This is a genomic window from Vibrio fortis, from assembly GCF_000695685.1.
Taxonomy (GTDB): Bacteria; Pseudomonadota; Gammaproteobacteria; order Enterobacterales; family Vibrionaceae; genus Vibrio; species Vibrio fortis_A.
Window position 1 is genome coordinate 108,331 of record NZ_JFFR01000020.1, and the last position, 17,527, is coordinate 125,857.

General features: G+C 44.8%; 16 protein-coding genes. 12 read left to right on the forward strand and 4 right to left on the reverse strand.

From position 1 onward, the window contains the following. Positions 1 to 160 precede the first annotated feature (160 nt). The 3 genes from VFDL14_RS11070 to dnaJ all read left to right on the forward strand — a co-directional run bounded on the left by VFDL14_RS11070 (position 161) and on the right by dnaJ (position 4,914). Entirely contained in the window at positions 161 to 1,198 is a 1,038-nt protein-coding gene (locus VFDL14_RS11070) for a polysaccharide lyase family 7 protein (RefSeq protein ID WP_032551373.1), read from the forward strand. A gap of 351 nt (positions 1,199 to 1,549) precedes the next feature. Further along, positions 1,550 to 3,463 (forward strand): molecular chaperone DnaK, encoded by a 1,914-nt coding sequence (dnaK, locus tag VFDL14_RS11065; RefSeq protein ID WP_032551375.1) that lies wholly within the window; start codon positions 1,550 to 1,552, stop codon positions 3,461 to 3,463. A gap of 305 nt (positions 3,464 to 3,768) precedes the next feature. Continuing rightward, on the forward strand, positions 3,769 to 4,914 hold the full coding sequence (gene dnaJ / locus VFDL14_RS11060) for a molecular chaperone DnaJ (protein WP_032551376.1): 1,146 nt from the start codon (positions 3,769 to 3,771) through the stop codon (positions 4,912 to 4,914). A gap of 128 nt (positions 4,915 to 5,042) precedes the next feature. Here the strand turns inward: dnaJ and VFDL14_RS11055 are convergent, their stop codons facing one another. Beyond that, positions 5,043 to 5,480 (reverse strand): type IV pilin protein, encoded by a 438-nt coding sequence (locus VFDL14_RS11055; RefSeq protein ID WP_084181868.1) that lies wholly within the window; start codon positions 5,478 to 5,480, stop codon positions 5,043 to 5,045. Between the two features lie 102 nt (positions 5,481 to 5,582). On the opposite strand from VFDL14_RS11055, the gene VFDL14_RS11050 reads away from it, so the two are divergent. From VFDL14_RS11050 to tadA, 8 genes are all read left to right on the forward strand, one after another. Beyond that, positions 5,583 to 6,131 carry a GspH/FimT family pseudopilin gene (locus VFDL14_RS11050; RefSeq protein ID WP_032551379.1) on the forward strand — a complete coding sequence of 183 codons (549 nt, stop codon included), beginning with the start codon at positions 5,583 to 5,585 and terminating at the stop codon, positions 6,129 to 6,131. Next, a complete protein-coding gene (locus VFDL14_RS11045) occupies positions 6,115 to 6,750 on the forward strand; it encodes a PilW family protein (protein WP_032551471.1) in 636 nt (211 codons plus the stop codon). Before VFDL14_RS11050 ends, VFDL14_RS11045 begins: the two co-directional genes overlap by 17 nt. Further along, the gene (locus tag VFDL14_RS11040; RefSeq protein WP_032551381.1) at positions 6,747 to 8,093 is read left to right on the forward strand and encodes a hypothetical protein; all 1,347 of its coding nucleotides are present in this window, start codon (positions 6,747 to 6,749) and stop codon (positions 8,091 to 8,093) included. Before VFDL14_RS11045 ends, VFDL14_RS11040 begins: the two co-directional genes overlap by 4 nt. Then, a complete protein-coding gene (locus VFDL14_RS11035; RefSeq protein WP_032551382.1) occupies positions 8,083 to 8,532 on the forward strand; it encodes a prepilin-type N-terminal cleavage/methylation domain-containing protein in 450 nt (149 codons plus the stop codon). The genes VFDL14_RS11040 and VFDL14_RS11035 overlap by 11 nt, the downstream gene beginning before the upstream one ends. Positions 8,533 to 8,829: 297 nt before the next feature. Continuing rightward, positions 8,830 to 10,392, forward strand: a complete 1,563-nt coding sequence (locus tag VFDL14_RS11030; protein WP_032551384.1) for an AbgT family transporter — start codon at positions 8,830 to 8,832, stop codon at positions 10,390 to 10,392. A 188-nt stretch (positions 10,393 to 10,580) separates the two neighbouring features. Beyond that, the gene (locus VFDL14_RS11025) at positions 10,581 to 11,861 is read left to right on the forward strand and encodes a hemolysin family protein (protein ID WP_032551385.1); all 1,281 of its coding nucleotides are present in this window, start codon (positions 10,581 to 10,583) and stop codon (positions 11,859 to 11,861) included. A 542-nt stretch (positions 11,862 to 12,403) separates the two neighbouring features. After that, positions 12,404 to 13,231, forward strand: coding sequence for a hypothetical protein (locus tag VFDL14_RS11020; protein WP_032551386.1), 828 nt, complete (start codon positions 12,404 to 12,406; stop codon positions 13,229 to 13,231). Between the two features lie 264 nt (positions 13,232 to 13,495). Next, positions 13,496 to 14,068 carry a tRNA adenosine(34) deaminase TadA gene (tadA, locus tag VFDL14_RS11015; protein WP_050487422.1) on the forward strand — a complete coding sequence of 191 codons (573 nt, stop codon included), beginning with the start codon at positions 13,496 to 13,498 and terminating at the stop codon, positions 14,066 to 14,068. A gap of 137 nt (positions 14,069 to 14,205) precedes the next feature. Here tadA and VFDL14_RS25045 read toward each other — a convergent pair whose 3' ends face one another. Both VFDL14_RS25045 and VFDL14_RS11010 read right to left on the reverse strand, forming a co-directional pair. Next, positions 14,206 to 14,331, reverse strand: a complete 126-nt coding sequence (locus tag VFDL14_RS25045) for a hypothetical protein (RefSeq protein WP_261903694.1) — start codon at positions 14,329 to 14,331, stop codon at positions 14,206 to 14,208. Positions 14,332 to 14,677: 346 nt separating this feature from the next. Continuing rightward, a complete protein-coding gene (locus VFDL14_RS11010) occupies positions 14,678 to 15,100 on the reverse strand; it encodes an organic hydroperoxide resistance protein (protein WP_032551389.1) in 423 nt (140 codons plus the stop codon). 102 nt (positions 15,101 to 15,202) lie between these two features. Between VFDL14_RS11010 and VFDL14_RS11005 the strand changes: the two genes are divergently transcribed. After that, on the forward strand, positions 15,203 to 15,670 hold the full coding sequence (locus VFDL14_RS11005; protein WP_032551390.1) for a MarR family winged helix-turn-helix transcriptional regulator: 468 nt from the start codon (positions 15,203 to 15,205) through the stop codon (positions 15,668 to 15,670). Positions 15,671 to 15,740: 70 nt separating this feature from the next. Here the strand turns inward: VFDL14_RS11005 and mltF are convergent, their stop codons facing one another. Next, the gene (gene mltF, locus VFDL14_RS11000; protein WP_032551391.1) at positions 15,741 to 17,339 is read right to left on the reverse strand and encodes a membrane-bound lytic murein transglycosylase MltF; all 1,599 of its coding nucleotides are present in this window, start codon (positions 17,337 to 17,339) and stop codon (positions 15,741 to 15,743) included. Positions 17,340 to 17,527: the final 188 nt, after the last annotated feature.

Here is a 17,527-nt window from a genome sequence, read left to right on the forward strand (position 1 = left end):
TAGAGATTAAGGTAAGGAAAGACCATTCGTCAGTTTTGTGAATGACAACATCAAAATTATTCACGGTTCTGTAAATATCTAAGATTGATCACATATAATAATACAATAGCATTTTATATTCTCTGGCAACCTACATTCAGACGACATTAAGGAAAATAAAATGAAGTTGTCCTACCTTAGCTTAATTACTGCTGCTGTTTTGGCGACACCTGCTCTTGCCGCTGATACTGATATGGCGAGCCAGTTCAACCTTGATCCTGCAAAAGCGCCTGCGCAAAACTTTGACCTTTCTAAATGGAAAATCAATCTGCCAGAGCTGACTACCGAAGGCCCGCGTAAAGGCAAAACCTTAGAGATCACCAAGAGTGAGCTTGCTAATGTAGAGACACCTTATGTCCACCCTGAATGGTTCTACACAGATAAAGAAACCGGTGCGATGGTGTTTGTTGCACCAAATACAGCACCCACCACACCAAACAGTAAGAACACCCGAAGCGAATTGCGTGCGATGCTAGGTGACGACTACGCAGCACCAGACAACAACTTTGTGGTGTCGAGCCATAGCAATGCTAAGGATTATGTTTCAATTGGTGGTCAGATGACGGCAACGCTGTCGGTTGACCAAGTGAGCACCAGTGGTAACTATAAAAAGACAGGTGCGTTCTCTGTCGTGATTGGTCAGATCCACGGTTCAGACAATGAACCGCTGAAGATTGTTTATCGTAAATTGCCTGAGCATGAGCATGGTTCATTGACGTGGAATTACGAATTAAACCCACCAAAAGAACTGAAAAATGCCAAAGATGAGAATGGTAAGAAGCTACGTAAAGACATTCGTCATGATGTGTTTGGTAAATACAACCTGAAGAAGGGCAGTGCAGACCCAGTTGATGGCATTAAGCTGGGGGAAGTCTTCTCTTATGATGTCGATATCAAAGATACCATCATGCACCTAACGTTCACTAAGAATCCAAATTCGGATTCACCGGTAGTGAAAACGTACGAAGTAGATTTAGCGGCTGGTAAATATCAAGGCCATGATGTTGACTTAGGTTATGGTCAGGACTGGATGTACTTTAAAGCGGGCGCTTACAATCAATGCAATACGAAGAAGTCGAGCTCGGCGTGTGAATGGCGCGGTATGGACGCCGGCGACTACACCAAAGCCAGCTTCTATCAGCTGGTCTTAAATCAGTAACTTTCAAATAAATATTTATTCTAAAAGGCCTTCTACATGAAGGCCTTTTTTATGGAAAGAGGAATATAACCGAGGTTTTAACCGGGCGCTAAATGCGAGGTTTTCTCAACTTTGGAGCCTTAACGGGCAAGGGATCGCTCACTTTTTACCTCTATGAAAAAAGATGGGGAAAAAAATAGATTTTTTTTACCTATTCCCTTGAAAACCAGTTTGCCGCCCTTATCTATGGTGCATACGAAAGCAAATTACATTTGCACTTTAATTTTGTGTGTCGGGGTTGAATCCCCGGTAACCACCCCCACATATGTGGGTATAGCAAAAACTAAATAGAATTATTTCGGAGATAGCCTGATGGGTAAAATCATTGGTATTGATTTAGGTACTACTAACTCTTGTGTTGCTGTTCTTGACGGCGACAAACCACGCGTAATCGAGAATGCCGAAGGCGAACGCACAACTGCGTCAGTAATCGCATACACAGAAGGCGAGACGCTAGTTGGTCAACCTGCAAAACGTCAAGCTGTTACTAACCCTCAAAACACACTATTCGCTATCAAGCGTCTAATCGGTCGTCGTTTTGAAGATGAAGAAGTACAACGCGATATCGAAATCATGCCTTTCAACATTGTTAAGGCTGACAACGGTGATGCATGGGTAGAAGCGCAAGGCCAAAAAATGGCTGCTCCTCAAGTATCTGCTGAAGTACTTAAGAAGATGAAGAAAACAGCTGAAGACTTCCTAGGTGAAGAAGTAACTGGCGCTGTTGTAACTGTTCCTGCTTACTTCAACGATGCACAACGTCAAGCAACTAAAGATGCTGGCCGTATCGCTGGTCTAGACGTTAAGCGTATTATCAACGAACCAACTGCTGCTGCTCTAGCTTACGGCCTAGACAAGCAAGGTGGTGACCGCACTATCGCTGTATACGACCTTGGTGGTGGTACGTTCGATATCTCTATCATCGAGATCGACGAAGTTGAAGGCGAGAAGACATTTGAAGTTCTTTCTACTAACGGTGACACTCACCTAGGTGGTGAAGACTTCGATAACCGCATGATCAACTACCTAGTAGACGAGTTCAAGAAAGAGCAAGGCATCGATCTTAAGACTGATCCACTAGCAATGCAGCGTGTTAAAGAAGCAGCAGAAAAAGCGAAAATCGAGCTTTCTTCTACTACTCAAACTGACGTAAACCTACCTTACGTTACTGCTGATGCGACTGGTCCTAAGCACATGAACATCAAAGTGACTCGTGCGAAGCTTGAGTCTCTAGTTGAAGACCTAGTACAACGTTCTCTTGAGCCTCTAAAAGTTGCTCTAGCGGATGCTGACCTATCTGTAGGCGAAATCACTGACGTTATCCTAGTTGGTGGTCAAACTCGTATGCCTATGGTTCAAGCTAAAGTTGCTGAGTTCTTCGGTAAAGAAGCTCGTAAAGACGTAAACCCTGACGAAGCAGTAGCAATGGGTGCTGCAGTTCAAGGTGGTGTACTAGCTGGTGACGTTAAAGACGTACTACTTCTAGACGTTACTCCTCTATCTTTCGGTATCGAAACGATGGGTGGCGTAATGACTAAGCTAATCGAGAAAAACACAACTATCCCTACAAAAGCGGATCAAGTGTTCTCTACAGCTGAAGACAACCAAAGCGCAGTAACTATCCACGTACTACAAGGTGAGCGTAAGCAAGCGACTTACAACAAGTCTCTTGGTCAGTTCAACCTAGAAGGTATCCAACCAGCACCACGTGGCATGCCACAAATCGAAGTAACTTTCGACCTAGATGCTGACGGTATCCTAAACGTATCTGCGAAAGATAAAGCGACTGGTAAAGAGCAGAAGATCACTATCCAAGCATCAGGCGGTCTGTCTGAGGAAGAGATCGAAGCAATGGTACAAGAAGCAGAAGCTAACAAAGAAGCGGACAAGAAGTTCGAAGAGCTAGTAACTGCACGTAACCAAGCTGACCAAATGATCCACGGTACTCGCAAGCAAGTAGAAGAAGCTGGTGAAGCTCTACCTGCAGATGAGAAAGAGAAGATTGAAGCAGCTATCGCAGCTCTAGAATCAGTTAAGTCTGGTGACGACAAAGAAGCGATCGACGCTAAAGTTCAAGAACTTATGCAAGCAGCTCAGAAGCTAATGGAAATCGCTCAACAGCAAGCTCAAGCTCAACAAGCTGGTGCTGAAGCAGGTGAGCAACCTAAGCAAGACGACGATGTTGTTGACGCAGAGTTTGAAGAAGTTAAAGACGACAAAAAATAATTTTTCGTCGCTATAACACGTGATTTCTACGTCGAAGGTACTCACTTACATCCGTAAGCTCCGTGCCTTCTCCTTGAACTAACGTGTTTTAGCTTAGAAAAGTCGTTTTTCGATTTCTAAATATACGGGCGTCAGAGGTAACTCTCACGCCCGTAAATTTGTATTTAGGCTGTCAATCTAGATAATGGCTCTCGAATCTCGAATCTCGAATCTCGAATCTCGAATCTCGAACCTTTATCTAGATTGATACACAAGCTACTGAAAGAAGTAATTTGGTAGTGGCAATAAATTTGGTGACTTAGAACATGTCAAAACGTGATTTTTACGAAGTATTAGGCGTTAGCCGTGATGCATCAGAGCGCGATATTAAAAAGGCGTACAAACGCTTAGCAATGAAGTTCCACCCAGACCGTAACCAGGGTGATGAAAGCGCAGCAGAAAAGTTTAAAGAAGTAAAAGTAGCGTACGAGATCCTTACCGATTCTCAAAAGAAAGCCGCTTATGACCAATATGGTCACGCAGCCTTTGAACAAGGCGGTATGGGCGGTGGCGGCGGCTTCGGCGGCGGTCATGGTGATTTCGGTGACATCTTTGGTGATGTGTTTGGCGATATCTTCGGTGGTGGTCGTCGTGGTGGCGGTCAGCAACGTGCACAACGTGGTTCAGACCTACGCTACAACATGGAACTGACTCTAGAAGAAGCGGTTCGTGGTGTATCGAAAGAGATCGAAGTACCAACGCTAGTTGAGTGTGACACTTGTGACGGTAGCGGCGCGAAGAAAGGTTCTTCTGCGCAAACTTGTGGCACGTGTCATGGCCATGGCCAAGTTCAAATGCGTCAAGGCTTCTTTGCTGTTCAACAAACGTGTCCAACGTGTAACGGTAAAGGCAAGATCATTAAAGACCCATGTAACTCTTGTCATGGTCAAGGTCGTAAGCAGAAGACCAAAACACTTAACGTTAAGATTCCAGCTGGCGTGGACACGGGCGACCGTATCCGTCTATCTGGCGAAGGCGAAGCGGGAGAGCAAGGTGCTCCAGCTGGCGACCTGTACGTACAAGTTCACGTAAAAGAGCACAATATCTTTGAGCGTGACGGCAACAACCTTTACTGCGAAGTGCCAGTAAGCTTCTCTATGGCAGCGCTAGGCGGTGAAGTTGAAGTTCCTACACTAGATGGTCGTGTAAACCTTAAGGTGCCTGAAGAGACACAAACGGGCCGTATGTTCCGTATGCGTGGCAAAGGCGTGAAAGGCGTTCGTGGCGGCGGTGTGGGTGACCTAATCGTTAAGCTAGTGGTTGAAACACCTGTTAAGCTAAGCTCTCGTCAGAAAGAACTTCTACGTGAGTTTGAAGAAACATGTGGCGGCGAAGCGGCAAGCAAGCACAAGCCTAAATCTGAAGGTTTCTTCAGCGGCGTGAAAAACTTCTTCGATGACCTAACTAAGTAATTTAGGTAATTGAATTCTTAAGTTATTGATACTTTAGCTTAATGACGAAAAATCGAAAGCCTGCTCATGTAGCAGGCTTTTTTGTACCTCAAATCTAGCATCTTATCTCTGTATTCCTAATACCGTCTTTACATCCAACAAGCCTCTGGGTATTCAACATTGGCGTTGTTGAGAGTCAGCACTTTGGGGCTAACTCCATCAAAACATTCATCTTTATCTTGTCCAACATCTGACTGTGGCGTGGCGGTAATCGTATAAGCGGCCGAGGCTGAACTGGCAACACTGAATGAAAATCGTGAACCTTCGGTATCGCAAATTAAGCAGTTGCTCCCTGAGATGATACTACTCCAGTCATAACCATTGTCGTAACTCGCCTCTAGCTCTAGTTGTATGCGTGCTATGTCGGCGATAGCAGCGGCGCGATGACCGCTTAAAACATGATTGGTATAGGTTGGATAGGCAATAGCACCCAAGATCCCGATGATGGCAACAACAATCAATAACTCGATCAATGTCATTCCTTGTAAACGTATGTTGTTGCTGTTGCATATATTTTTTCGAATCATCACGAGGACTTCCTTTTCACTAGTCAGGCTATTTTTCTTCGGTGATAGCATCGGTGCAAGATTAAATACGGTTACGCAATCTATTACATAAGGATTTGGGAAATGACTCGCGGGTTTACGCTTCTAGAGCTGCTGATCACTGTTGTGGTACTTTCAGTACTGTTGGCTGCGGCTGCCCCGAGTTTTAGCTCTCTGTTGGCGTCTTCCAAACTTCAAAGGCTCACCCCCGAGGTTCATGGTTTCTTGGTGACTGCACGCTCAGAAGCGATTGCCCGTAATCAAGAATTGCACCTGCTATTTTTGGTTTCGAACGTGTTAGGTGCGATTGAGGATTCAGAGGGTGAATGGGATTTGGTTGTGAGTACTACCGCTTCGTATGTTCCAGATAATGTGGTGATGCATCTTGATGGCTCAGCCTATCGAGATATCAAAGTGTCGTTCAGCTTTTTAAATCAGAATTCAATCTCGATTGACGGAGTAAGGGGGCGTTTTATCAACGGCAACGTCACTATGGCTTCGGTGAGTGCACCGTCTGAAGAACTCTCGGTTAAAGCATCAAACACAACAGGGCGTATTCGAGTTTGCAGCAGCGACCCAAACAGCGATGGGCGCAATAGTATTGGTCACTATGGTTATGAGATCTGCAATTAAGCCTGCTCAAGGTAGTACCTTGGTTGAGATGATGGTGGCCTCTGCAATCGGTGTGATTGTAATCGGAACGATTGGTAGTGTGTTCATCACTAACCAGCGCCTTAGCTCAGAGAAAAGCCTAGAGCTGCTCCTATCACAAAACTTATTCTCCACGACTCAAATGATGAAAGAAGAGATTTGGCGTGCTGGATATAACGCCGATGCTGGCCAATCGCTAAAGTTGTCTGGAGCATCAAATACAATTTATACCCAGCAAGTCAGTGCAGATGAGGCTTATCTTGGCTTTGTGTATCTGCAAAATAGTGCCTCGTCTGCTTACCGAAACATTGTTTATCAGTTCAAAGACAACAAGCTCAACTACTGCCTAGGGGAATCTACAGATATTTTGGCTATCGATGAAAAGCCATTCAGTAATATAGGCGGAGATGTGACGATGACGTGTCAAAGCTTGTTCTTCGAGAGACAAATTCAGGTAGATGCGTTTTCTGTTTCTGTAGAAGATCTATCGAGCAGTCAGGCGAGTTCGCAAAGGGTCGACATGACACTTGAGGCGTCGTTAGTGAATGCGGATCAGAGCCAGAAAGTGATGACATCCGTCGTACAAAGGAATTGGCAATGACGAGCAAACAGCAACGAGGAGCGATCACGCTGCTGTTAGTCAGTATTCTGCTAGTTGGTGTGCTGATTGTTTCTCTTGGCAGTTTCAAAACCACTTACTATCAAATCAAGCGCGCGCAAAATGAGGTTCAAGCGCGCAAAGATCACTGGCAAGCGGAGGGGGGATTGGAGTGCACGTTTAGTTATCTACGCGAAACGGGTAAACAAGTCTCAGACATCGTTGGGCCATCGTCTCAACCTTCGGAGTTTATCGATTGGTGTAGTCCCTACGATCAGCAACCAAAGATCACTACGCGCAATGGCACGGTAAGTGGTAGTCATGTTGTCGAAGCGGCTCTTGATCGTTATCGAGTCACTAAAACTTTGCGGGATAGCTCTTTACTCGGAGCTGGGGCGATTCAATCCACGGGTCCTATCGAGGTGATTGGTACTCTAACCCTCCAACCAACAGCCAAAGAGACGCCAATCAATGGCAATGAGCATGAGTGCATCAGCATCTCTTTTGGCGACCTTTTTACCTATCAATATGACTCGACCCATGGTGACTCAGGGCAGGTATTAGGCTTAGAGGTAAAAGACCCAAGTGTTGATGGCCCATTCTCTGGCTTTGAGGGTGTTTGTCATCCCGACTACAAAACTGAAATCGCCAAAGGCGCAACGGGTACAACTTATTCGATCTATGCGCCTGATTATTATCAAAAAAACAATCCAGCGCCGTTCAAGAAAGACTTCAATCCAGACCCGACTCTTGATCCATTTTATTCGTTCTTTGGCATACCAAAAACAGAGCAGAACATTCTCGAACTCTCGCAAGATTCGGACAAGTTTAGACAAATTCAACTGCTCAATCCAACCGACTGCGGCAGTGAAATCATGAATCATTTCACTGCCGGGCAAACAAAGGGGCTTTGGATTGAAGGTAACTGTCATATCAATGCGTCAGTTGCAGCCAATCTTAATGCTGCTCAGCTTCTGGTGATTCACGACGGCGCTTTTGCGTTGAATGGTGCGATGACATACAACGGCGTGATCTATCACCTTGTCGATTACGCCGATAGCACAACCAAATCGCGTATTGATGACTTTTGGGAGTCGATAACCACTTCTTCGACACCCAGTGCGTTTACACCGTTTGTTAAACCACTGAATGATCTCACGGTGGAGAAAAAAACAGTAGGGATCCAATTTGCTTCAGGGCTACCCGCTGGTGGACTTATCTTTGACGTAAAGGGCGGGGTATCGACTATCGTGGGTGATATGGATCTCTACTATCGCTCAAGTGCGAACCCAACCGATCCACCGTCAATCTATCAATGGAAAAAGGGCTCTTGGAATGACTTCTAACCAAAGCGGTTTTAGCTTACTTGAAGTGCTTATCTCTTTTCTGTTGGTGGGCGTGGCGGCGTTAGGTATGGTCAAGTTGCAGACCTATACTGAGCAGAAAGCGGACTATGCGATCCAGAGTGTGGAAGCACTGCATTTTGCTGAAAGGCAATTGGAGTATTACCGTACACGGGCGAACAATGTTAGTGGGGCAGTGGGGTTGATTCGTTTCTCGGAACTTCATCAGTCAAATCACTGTCTCAACACCGATAGTTCTAATCCGTTATCTGGTTTATCAGGCTCTGAATACTCACTCAGCTGCTCTGTTGAAAATGCCGATGGTGCTTTGTCGAGTGCTCTGCGCAACATTACTATCACCGTTGCATGGCAGGATCGAATGAGTCAGACGCAACGCATAACGCTCAAAACTATGCTCTCTAAATACAGTGAATTTGATTGATTCACTACGCAAACGTTTAACCGAACTCCTTTCCCTATCGCCTCAATATTGATAATTTTCACTCCTCGGACATTGTTTACGTGCTAGTTAAAAAACTGTATATGGAATGGTGTTTTTTGTGTTTTTATCTTGTTGCTGCTATATGGTATTTTTGCAAAATATGTCTCCATTTATGGAATTTTAGGTGGAATCTTGTGCTTTTTCGGGGTGGTTTTAATAGAATATGTGCTGTACCAATAGGCCCTGGTCAACAACTATATTAGGCCTAAATAAAACAACATCACATATGGAGTTACCATGAGTAACCAAGCAGTAAATAAAGCACCTGCTCCTGAAAAAATCAGTGGTATGGATCGCTTTCTAAACTTCATTGAACGCGCCGGTAACAAGATCCCAGATCCTGCGATCCTGTTCTTCTGGGCACTAGTTATCGTATGGGTATCATCTGCTCTTTTGTCGAATGTTTCATTCGATCTAGTTAACCCTCGTACGGGTGATGCTCTAGAAGTCAATAACCTACTTACTGGTGAGGCTCTAGCGAGTTTCCTAGCAAACATGGTAACGACATTTACAGGCTTTGCACCGCTAGGTATCGTACTGGTAGCTATGCTAGGTGTTGGTGTTGCTGACTCTTCAGGCTTCATCACTACGGGCCTAAAGAAGATGCTGAACTTCACGCCAGCTAAACTTCTAACACCAATGCTAATCCTAGTTGCTATCGTTTCTCACACAGCAGCTGACGCAGGTTACGTACTGGTTATCCCACTAGGTGGTATCATTTTTCACGCAGCGGGTCGTCACCCTCTTGCGGGTATCGCGGCAGCGTTTGCTGGTGTATCGGGTGGTTTCTCTGCAAACTTCATCCCTTCTGGTATCGACCCACTACTAGCGGGCTTCACTCAAACTGCGGCAAACGTTCTTGACCCAGACTACGTGATCAACCCACTAGCGAACATCTTCTTTACTGGTCTATCTTCAATCATCATTGTTGGTATCGGTTGGTACGTAACTGAGAAGATCATCGAACCTCGTCTTGCGAACACGCCAGTTGATGAAGATGCTGAAGAGGCACCGGATCTAGGTACCTTCACTGCGATTGAATCTAAAGCATTCAAATACGCGGGTTGGGCAATGGTTGCTGGTATCGCACTATTGGTTGCGGCTCTTATCCCAGAAAACTCTGCACTACGTTCTCCTGAAGGTGAGCTGACGGCGTTCTCTGCACCAGTAATGAAATCAATCGTTCCATTGATCTTCATCCTGTTCATCATCCCAGGTATCGTATACGGCCGCGTTGCGGGTACGTTCAAGAACAGCAACGATGTTATCAAAGCGATGTCTGACACAATGGCAACGATGGGCGCATACATTGTAATGTCGTTCTTCTGTGCACAGTTCCTATCTGCATTTGGTCAATCAAACATCGGTACAATGCTAGCGCTTTACGGTGCTGAAGGCCTGAAAGCGATGGACTTACCGGGTGAAGCGACAGTTGTTGGTATGATCCTTCTAACTGCAGCAGTTAACCTTCTAGTTGGTTCTGCATCAGCTAAATGGGCTCTGATTGGTCCAATCCTAGTTCCAATGCTAATGGCGGTTGGTATCTCTCCAGAGCTATCTCAAGCAGCTTACCGTGTGGGCGATTCAGTATCTAACATCATCTCTCCACTAATGGTGTTCTTCCCACTGGTTGTTGTTTACTGTCAACGCTACGTTAAGTCGACAGGTATCGGTACACTGGCTTCTCTAATGATGCCTTTCTCTATCGCAATGCTGATCGGCTGGTCAATCTTCCTACTAGGTTACTGGGCACTAGGTATCCCACTGGGTATTCAAGCACCATACACTTACACAATGTAAGATTGAACTAAGCGATATTAAGCTTTATTGATTCCTAAGCCCGCACCGAAAAGTGCGGGCTTTTTTTCGTTCTATTTTTCAATCTTTTTTATATCCAAAACTTTTTATATCAAAAAGCAAGGTACTCAGCTTATACTCCAGATCACGGCTATTTGGTGGCCGGTACAAATTAGGAAATCCCATTCATCATGAAAATTCTGCTTCTGGTAGGGTTAATTGTTTTAAATGGTCTGTTTGCCATGTCAGAGATTGCATTGGTAGCAGCAAAAAATAGTCGCTTAAAGCGTTTAGCTGAGAAGCATCGTTCTGCACAGGTCGCTCTAGACCTAAAAGAAAACCCAACGCGGTTCCTTTCTACAATCCAAATTGGTATCACGGTTATTGGCTTGCTTAGCGGTATTGTTGGTGAAGCCACACTATCAGCCCCACTCGCTGTGCAATTAGAGTTGTGGGGACTGGACGCAACTCAAGCAAACATACTCTCGACTGCGGTTGTGGTTGTTGGTATCACTTACTTTGCAATTGTTATTGGTGAATTAGTACCAAAGCGTTTTGCACAGTCACAAGCAGAAACCATCGCGGTATTGGTTGCTCTGCCAATTCATTGGCTTTCTAAGCTCACCACGCCATTTGTGTTTGCTCTGTCTACCTCAACAGAGGGTATATTGAAGCTTATGGGACGCAATGGCAGCGAAGATAGCGTCACTGAGGATGATATCTATGCCTTGGTTAAAGAGGGCTCAGATACGGGCGTTATAGAGCGTGGCGAGCAAGAGATGATCCGAAATATCCTGCAGTTAGATGATCGACTGGTGAGCTCATTGATGACACCTCGTCGCGACGTCGACTTTCTTGATATCGAACAGCCAATTGAGGTGCTGCTGAAAAAGATCAAAAGCTCTAAACACAGTGTGTTCCCAGTATGCCAAGAAGGCATGAGTAGGGTGCTAGGTACGGTGTCAGCAAAAGCTCTGTTGAACAACAGCCATCAATTGAGTCTGCAGGTGATTATGGGGTTATCCAAACCGCCTATTTATCTTCCTGAGTCGATGCAAGGCTTACGCTTACTGAGCTACTTCAAAGAGTCGGGTACGCAAATGGCGTTTATTGTCGATGAGTATGGTGATGTTCAAGGCTTGGTGACCCACTACGATGTGCTTGAAGCGATTGCAGGAGAGCTTTCAAGTAACCCGAATGACCTTTGGACGGAGCAAACAGAGCAGGGCATGCTGGTGGATGGTCTGATTCCGATCAGCGAGCTCAAAAATCGCTTAGACCTTTCTGAACTAGAAGGTGAGGAAGAGGGCTTTCAAACACTCAACGGCATGATCACTTGGCTCATGGGCCGCTTACCAGACGTCGGTGAAGTGGTGCAGTGCCAACAGTGGTCATTTGAAATTGTCGCCGTAGAGAACAACCGAATCACGAAAGTGAAGGCCTTACCGTTAGAGCAAGAAGTGAGCGAATAGTCGGGTTCTACTTTTATTGTTATGGAAACAAGGTGTGCGTAATGCATGCCTTGTTTTGTTTTAGGCGGACTGATTTTGGATTTTTCATTAATATAGCAAATGTAAGACTTTGAATTTTCTGATTTAACTAAGTGATTGTATGTTCATTGAAACTGTATATTTCTTCGATATTAATCGAGGTTATGTATTTAGTTTTAGATTGATATATCTCTGATGTCATTGATGCGAAAAGGAGTGTACTTGTTTGTTCTTTTTCACGTTTTTAGCCTAATAGACGGCTGTTGATGAAATTCTTTTTAACGAGAATCTTAATTGGTGTTACTTGTTATTTTTTCTTTAAGAGTATGATATTTAAACTTTTTGTTTCTGATTTATCTATCAATTAGGTTGAAATAGGTAAACGGATTTCGTTTATAAAACCAAAATCTTTAATGAGGCCTTTTACGTTGTTCCGAGTCTTTGCGCTCAGTATTGTTTTGGTCGCTCAGAACCGGGAAGAGTAATTAATCAATGCTTTGCACACGTATTAAAGGTTTTAAAAAATGAAGAAAATCAGTTTTGTAGCAGCAGCTGTAGTATCAGCTATCTCACTGCAAGCGAACGCAACTTCTATTGAAGTTTATGGCGATGAAAATGACGTAATCGGTATGTATGGTGACTACAACTTCGGTGAAGATGGCCAGCACTACGTGACTGGTGAAGTTACTAACGATAGCTTTGTTGAGCTCGGTTACGGTTACAGTATCAATGAGAACTTTGACTTAGGTGCATCATATGTACAAGGTGGTTACGGCGGTGCTGACGAAGTACGTGTTAAGGCTTCGACTGCTTACACGCTAGGTTCGTCACTAACGCTATCCGGTGGTGTTGAGTACCACTACGGTTTAGATAAAGTGGGTGCAGATTTCTGGGATCCGACTTCAGGTGGTAAAGGTGATGGGCAAGGTGTAAACCCAGACGGGCATGACGGTATTCTTCCGGCTCCAACTCCTCAACCAGCAACAGCTAATAGTGATGTTATTTTACCAGCACCTCATGGTGACAGTGATGTTATTCTGCCTGCACCGTTGCCACATATGAATATAAATATGGTTGATGGCAACAACGAATCTCAAGTAGTGAAAGTGAACCTAGGCCTTGATTACAACATCGCTAAAACAGTTGTACTTTCTTACGACTTAGATGCTTACTCACAACTTGCGGAAGGCATCTATGTGGATGGTGAAGAAGTAGATAGCGAATGGTCAACATCTACATTGAAAGCGACTTACGTTAACTCTGGTGAAGTTCAACCATACGTTAAAGTAGCTGCAGACAACTCTGACATTGAAGATACCACCTTCACTGCTGGTGTTGTTATCGCACTGTAACAAGCAATTCTTGTTCGCTTTGGATGTAAATCCCTACCTTTAAGCTCGGATGCTTGTTGTCAGCAGTCATGGCATTTTGTTTCACGACCACTCAAGGAATGAGTGGTTTTTTTGTTGTCTTTACTGTGAAGTGAGCAGCAGGTTACAACTCCGCGTGAGTTAAAATAATTCCCTCAATTCCCGAAGTAACGGTATGGTGATACATATTGAACAAGAAAGTATCGACTGGTTTGATAACATTGTTCATGATCACCAAGATTAGGTATGCTCAGCGCATGCCTTTTTTGTTTTTGGGAGTTTCTTTTGTCTGACCATCAATTTACATCGCAAGATGAAGCCTTTATGCGCCGCGCTATGGAGTTAGCACATCAAGCTGAGCTCGAAGGTGAAGTGCCTGTTGGGGCAGTATTGGTAAAAGATGGTGAAATTATCTCAGAAGGGTGGAACCGTTCGATTGGTAGCCATGATGCGACCGCGCATGCTGAGATTGAAACTCTGCGTAAGGCGGGTCAAACATTAGAGAACTATCGCCTTCTCGATACCACGCTCTATGTAACACTGGAGCCATGCCCTATGTGTGCAGGCGCTCTTCTTCATAGTCGAGTGAAGCGTATTGTCTTTGGAGCACCAGACTTGAAAGCGGGGGCTGCTGGTACAGTATTGAATCTGTTCGATAGCCAAGCGTCTTACCATTATGCAGACGTAGAACACGGCTTGTTGGAAGAGGAGTGTCGTTCTCAACTACAGGCGTTTTTCAAAAGGCGTCGTAAAGAGATTAAAGAGAAAAAGCAGCAACAGAAGTTAGCGCAAGCAAAAGACGCTCAAGAAGGGAGCTAGTTTAACGGCGCGTTACTTTTAGGTAGATATAATCAGCAGCTTTCGATTCTAGCAAACATCCAATACTGTTCGAATTGAGGTGTCAGAGTGACATTTCGAGGTTGAATTAGATGCTTGCTGATGATGTTTTTTTCGGTTTAAAGCATCTGTACGAAAGCTCGGTTTCGCCAGATGATCTTCTTCTTGTTGTTGGCTAGCATGCGCTTACGGCGGTTAGCCACTACGGTTTTATAAAGGCGTTTAGAGCGTAACTTACGTTTCATCTTTTTGAACGGCCTCCCACTATCAATATCAGCTGTGTTTAGCAGCCAGAGTTAAGATTAAATATACCCAATACAAGCTCTTTGAGTACGTTAATTTGAAGCGTCACTACAACGGCTCCCACCTTATAGGTCAGTTCTGTTGCAAATTAATGACAACAGACCCTAGTTATTCTTCATATGTATGGCAATCAAAGAGGCTTTTCAAGTAGCAAAATCGGGTTGAGTGATTGTGATAGCAGACTGAATTGAGAGAATGGTTAGCTTTTCGCCAAGTGAGATAATAGGCATTCTCTTCATAAACAAAAACACCGGCCAATTAGCCGGTGTTTTTTAGTTAGGAGAGAGCTTAGATTGCTTCGCCGTTTACAGTCACTGCAACATCGATGTTGCCACGGACTGCGTTTGAGTATGGGCAAACCTGATGAGCGACTCGAGTCAACTCAAGAGCTTGTTCTTGTGGGAGGTCTAGCTCGACTGCAAGGCTTACGGTAAGCGCAAATCCACCTGCCTGATTTGGACCGATACCAACTTCTGCAGTCACTGGTGCTTTGGTTAGAGTAACTTTCGCTTCACGAGCAACGTGCAGGATAGCGTTTGAGAAACAAGCTGAATAACCTGCAGCAAATAGCTGTTCCGGGTTAGTAGCTAGACCAGTGCCCCCCATCTCTTTTGGGTAAGCCAGTTCTAGCTCTAGTAAACCATCGTCAGTTTTCACTTGTCCATTACGGCCAGCAAGAGCGGTTGCTTGAGTTGTGTAGAGTGTTGTCATATCGTTTCCCTTTCTATTTTAAGTTGTGCACAATTTAATTGCTTGCAATCTTATATCGAAATAAACAATGAATGCAACTATATTGTGCGCAATTTATTTTTAATGCTCGCGCCAATCAAACCAGAAGTAGAGAACGATATGAGTAGTGATGATCAGTTATTGTTAGATAATCAGGTGTGCTTTCCTCTGTATAGCGCAGCGAATGCTATGGTTCGAGCATATCGTCCGTTATTGGATGCGTTGGATTTAACCTATTCTCAGTATTTGGTAATGATGGTGCTTTGGGAGCAAGATTGTGCCAGTGTGAAAGATATTGGCTCACGATTGCATTTAGACTCGGGTACTTTGACGCCACTTTTGAAAAGGCTAGAAGGCAAAGGGTTTGTTGAGCGAAGCCGTTGTGAGCACGATGAGCGTGTGCGAGTGCTCAAGCTGACAAAGAGTGGAGCAGAGCTAAAAACTCAGGCGAGATCGGTTCCTGATGAGATGAAGTGCAAGTTGACCTTGGAGCTGGATGAGTTGTTGGCTCTGAAGACTTTGTGCGAAAAGGTATTAGAGAAGCTCGGTTAGTTTTTTCTTCAAGACAAACAGCAAAAAGCCACACCTATGTGTGGCTTTTTCAATGATGGTGACCTGCGTTCTATTCTTCGCTCTGTACCGTGTCGCTCGCCTCGGCTGCTGAGACTGCACCACTGATGGTTGAGTCTGCTCCTGAGATCGCAAGCGGCGGAATCACGATAAGGTCTTCCATACTTGCTTCACGTTCCTCTTCGGTACGTTTGTTTACGTGGCCGATGATACTTTGGTAATAACGACGAATGTTCTCTACATAGTTTTTGGCTTCGTCACCACGAGCATAACCGTAACGGGTTTGGCTGTAGTACTTCTTCTGTCTTAGTAGAGGCAGTCTGTCTTTCACGTCACTCCAAGAGTCCGGATCGCCACCTTGTGCTTTAGTGAGTCGACGCGCATCCATCATATGTCCATAGCCAACATTATAGGAAGCAAGAGCAAACCAGATCTTCTCATGCTGCTTGATGGAGTCAGGGATTCGATTAACGATACGACGTAGATATTCCACACCACCTTGAACCGACTGTTTAGGATCCAAACGGTTTGTCACACCCACGCTCTTGGCGGTCGGTAGGGTTAACATCATCATGCCTCGCACCCCTGTCGGAGATTTCGCAACAGGATTCCAGTGAGACTCTTGATAAGCCAATGCGGCAATCAAGCGCCAGTCAAACTCCTGTGAGTACTCTTGGAACAGTGGTGACCATTTCGGTAGCTTGCTATCAAGTGCTCGAATGAAGGCGCGAGTGTCTACGTAATCGAAGCTTCCAATGTGACCGATGTATTTCTCTTCTAGAGTTGCGAGTTCACCAGACTGTTTAAGGTTACCGAAGAACTCAATCAGCAACGCATACAAGCTCTCATCTTCTGATTTCTTTAAGTACCAAGAGATAGGTTGGTCTTCCGTTAATTCGAACGCTAGCGCCAGGTCAGGGTAGAGGCGTTGTGCCAGTGATAGCTCAATGGAGTCTGCAACGGTAAAGCGCAGTTCGCCCTTAGAGACTTGTCTCAGAAGGTCATTAATATCGGCATTACCGACAGACTCGTAGATAAAGTCAGGATTGGATTGTTGAAGTTGGTTGAGAGTCGGTTCGAAGTGAGACTCTTCAATCACAACAAGAGCAGGAGCCAATCGGTCGTCGATGGTTGTTAGCTCACTGTTTTCTTCATTCTGCTCTTTGTTTTGTTGTTCTATGAATTCTGCTTGGCGTTTGTTCTCAAATTCAATCAGTTGTTCAAGGTTACGCGGACGCCATTGACCTTTCTTGTACACCACCTGTTGGCTAACGTAATAGTATGCTGGCGCAGCACGATAGCCGCGGGTGTGCTCATTGTTCTGAGTTAGTCCTGTTGCGATAAGGTCGATTTCACCTTTTTGCAAAGCAGGGAATAAGCCAGACAAGCGGTATGCTGGTTTCATTTCTAGTTGCACGCCGAGCTGCTCTGCAAACTCTCGAGCCAATTCATAATCCAAACCCGCAGGGCCATCAGGGCCGATATAGTAAGAGAGTTGGTTATTGAGTGTTCCAACTCTTAATACGCCGCGCTCTCGGATCTGCTCCAAGTCGCTTTTCGGTTCCGACTCAATTTGACAACCCGCTAAACCAGTAATGGCGATCGCGATGAGAAGAAGTTTGGATGAAAAAATGCGCGTAAGTGTATGCATCAAAATGAAATCTCAAAAAAGTGACTTCCCTTTATATCAAACCGTTTACTCCCGGCAAAGTGACTTTGGGTAAACGGAAGTAAAAGTGGCTAGAAATGCAGCAAAAGTAACAATTGCCAAGAAACATGAAAAAAATGACGCAAACGGTTGCTTTTTTGGTTACGTCACAAAAATAATTGCTATATAAT

Coding starts and splice junctions, on each gene's coding strand:
- VFDL14_RS11070 (WP_032551373.1), top strand. CDS start 161: ATGAAGTTGTCCTACCTTAGCTTAATTACTGCTGCTGTTTTGGCGACA.
- dnaK (WP_032551375.1), top strand. CDS start 1,550: ATGGGTAAAATCATTGGTATTGATTTAGGTACTACTAACTCTTGTGTT.
- dnaJ (WP_032551376.1), top strand. CDS start 3,769: ATGTCAAAACGTGATTTTTACGAAGTATTAGGCGTTAGCCGTGATGCA.
- VFDL14_RS11055 (WP_084181868.1), bottom strand. CDS start 5,480: ATGATTCGAAAAAATATATGCAACAGCAACAACATACGTTTACAAGGA.
- VFDL14_RS11050 (WP_032551379.1), top strand. CDS start 5,583: ATGACTCGCGGGTTTACGCTTCTAGAGCTGCTGATCACTGTTGTGGTA.
- VFDL14_RS11045 (WP_032551471.1), top strand. CDS start 6,115: ATGAGATCTGCAATTAAGCCTGCTCAAGGTAGTACCTTGGTTGAGATG.
- VFDL14_RS11040 (WP_032551381.1), top strand. CDS start 6,747: ATGACGAGCAAACAGCAACGAGGAGCGATCACGCTGCTGTTAGTCAGT.
- VFDL14_RS11035 (WP_032551382.1), top strand. CDS start 8,083: ATGACTTCTAACCAAAGCGGTTTTAGCTTACTTGAAGTGCTTATCTCT.
- VFDL14_RS11030 (WP_032551384.1), top strand. CDS start 8,830: ATGAGTAACCAAGCAGTAAATAAAGCACCTGCTCCTGAAAAAATCAGT.
- VFDL14_RS11025 (WP_032551385.1), top strand. CDS start 10,581: ATGAAAATTCTGCTTCTGGTAGGGTTAATTGTTTTAAATGGTCTGTTT.
- VFDL14_RS11020 (WP_032551386.1), top strand. CDS start 12,404: ATGAAGAAAATCAGTTTTGTAGCAGCAGCTGTAGTATCAGCTATCTCA.
- tadA (WP_050487422.1), top strand. CDS start 13,496: ATGCTCAGCGCATGCCTTTTTTGTTTTTGGGAGTTTCTTTTGTCTGAC.
- VFDL14_RS25045 (WP_261903694.1), bottom strand. CDS start 14,331: ATGAAACGTAAGTTACGCTCTAAACGCCTTTATAAAACCGTAGTGGCT.
- VFDL14_RS11010 (WP_032551389.1), bottom strand. CDS start 15,100: ATGACAACACTCTACACAACTCAAGCAACCGCTCTTGCTGGCCGTAAT.
- VFDL14_RS11005 (WP_032551390.1), top strand. CDS start 15,203: ATGCTCGCGCCAATCAAACCAGAAGTAGAGAACGATATGAGTAGTGAT.
- mltF (WP_032551391.1), bottom strand. CDS start 17,339: ATGCATACACTTACGCGCATTTTTTCATCCAAACTTCTTCTCATCGCG.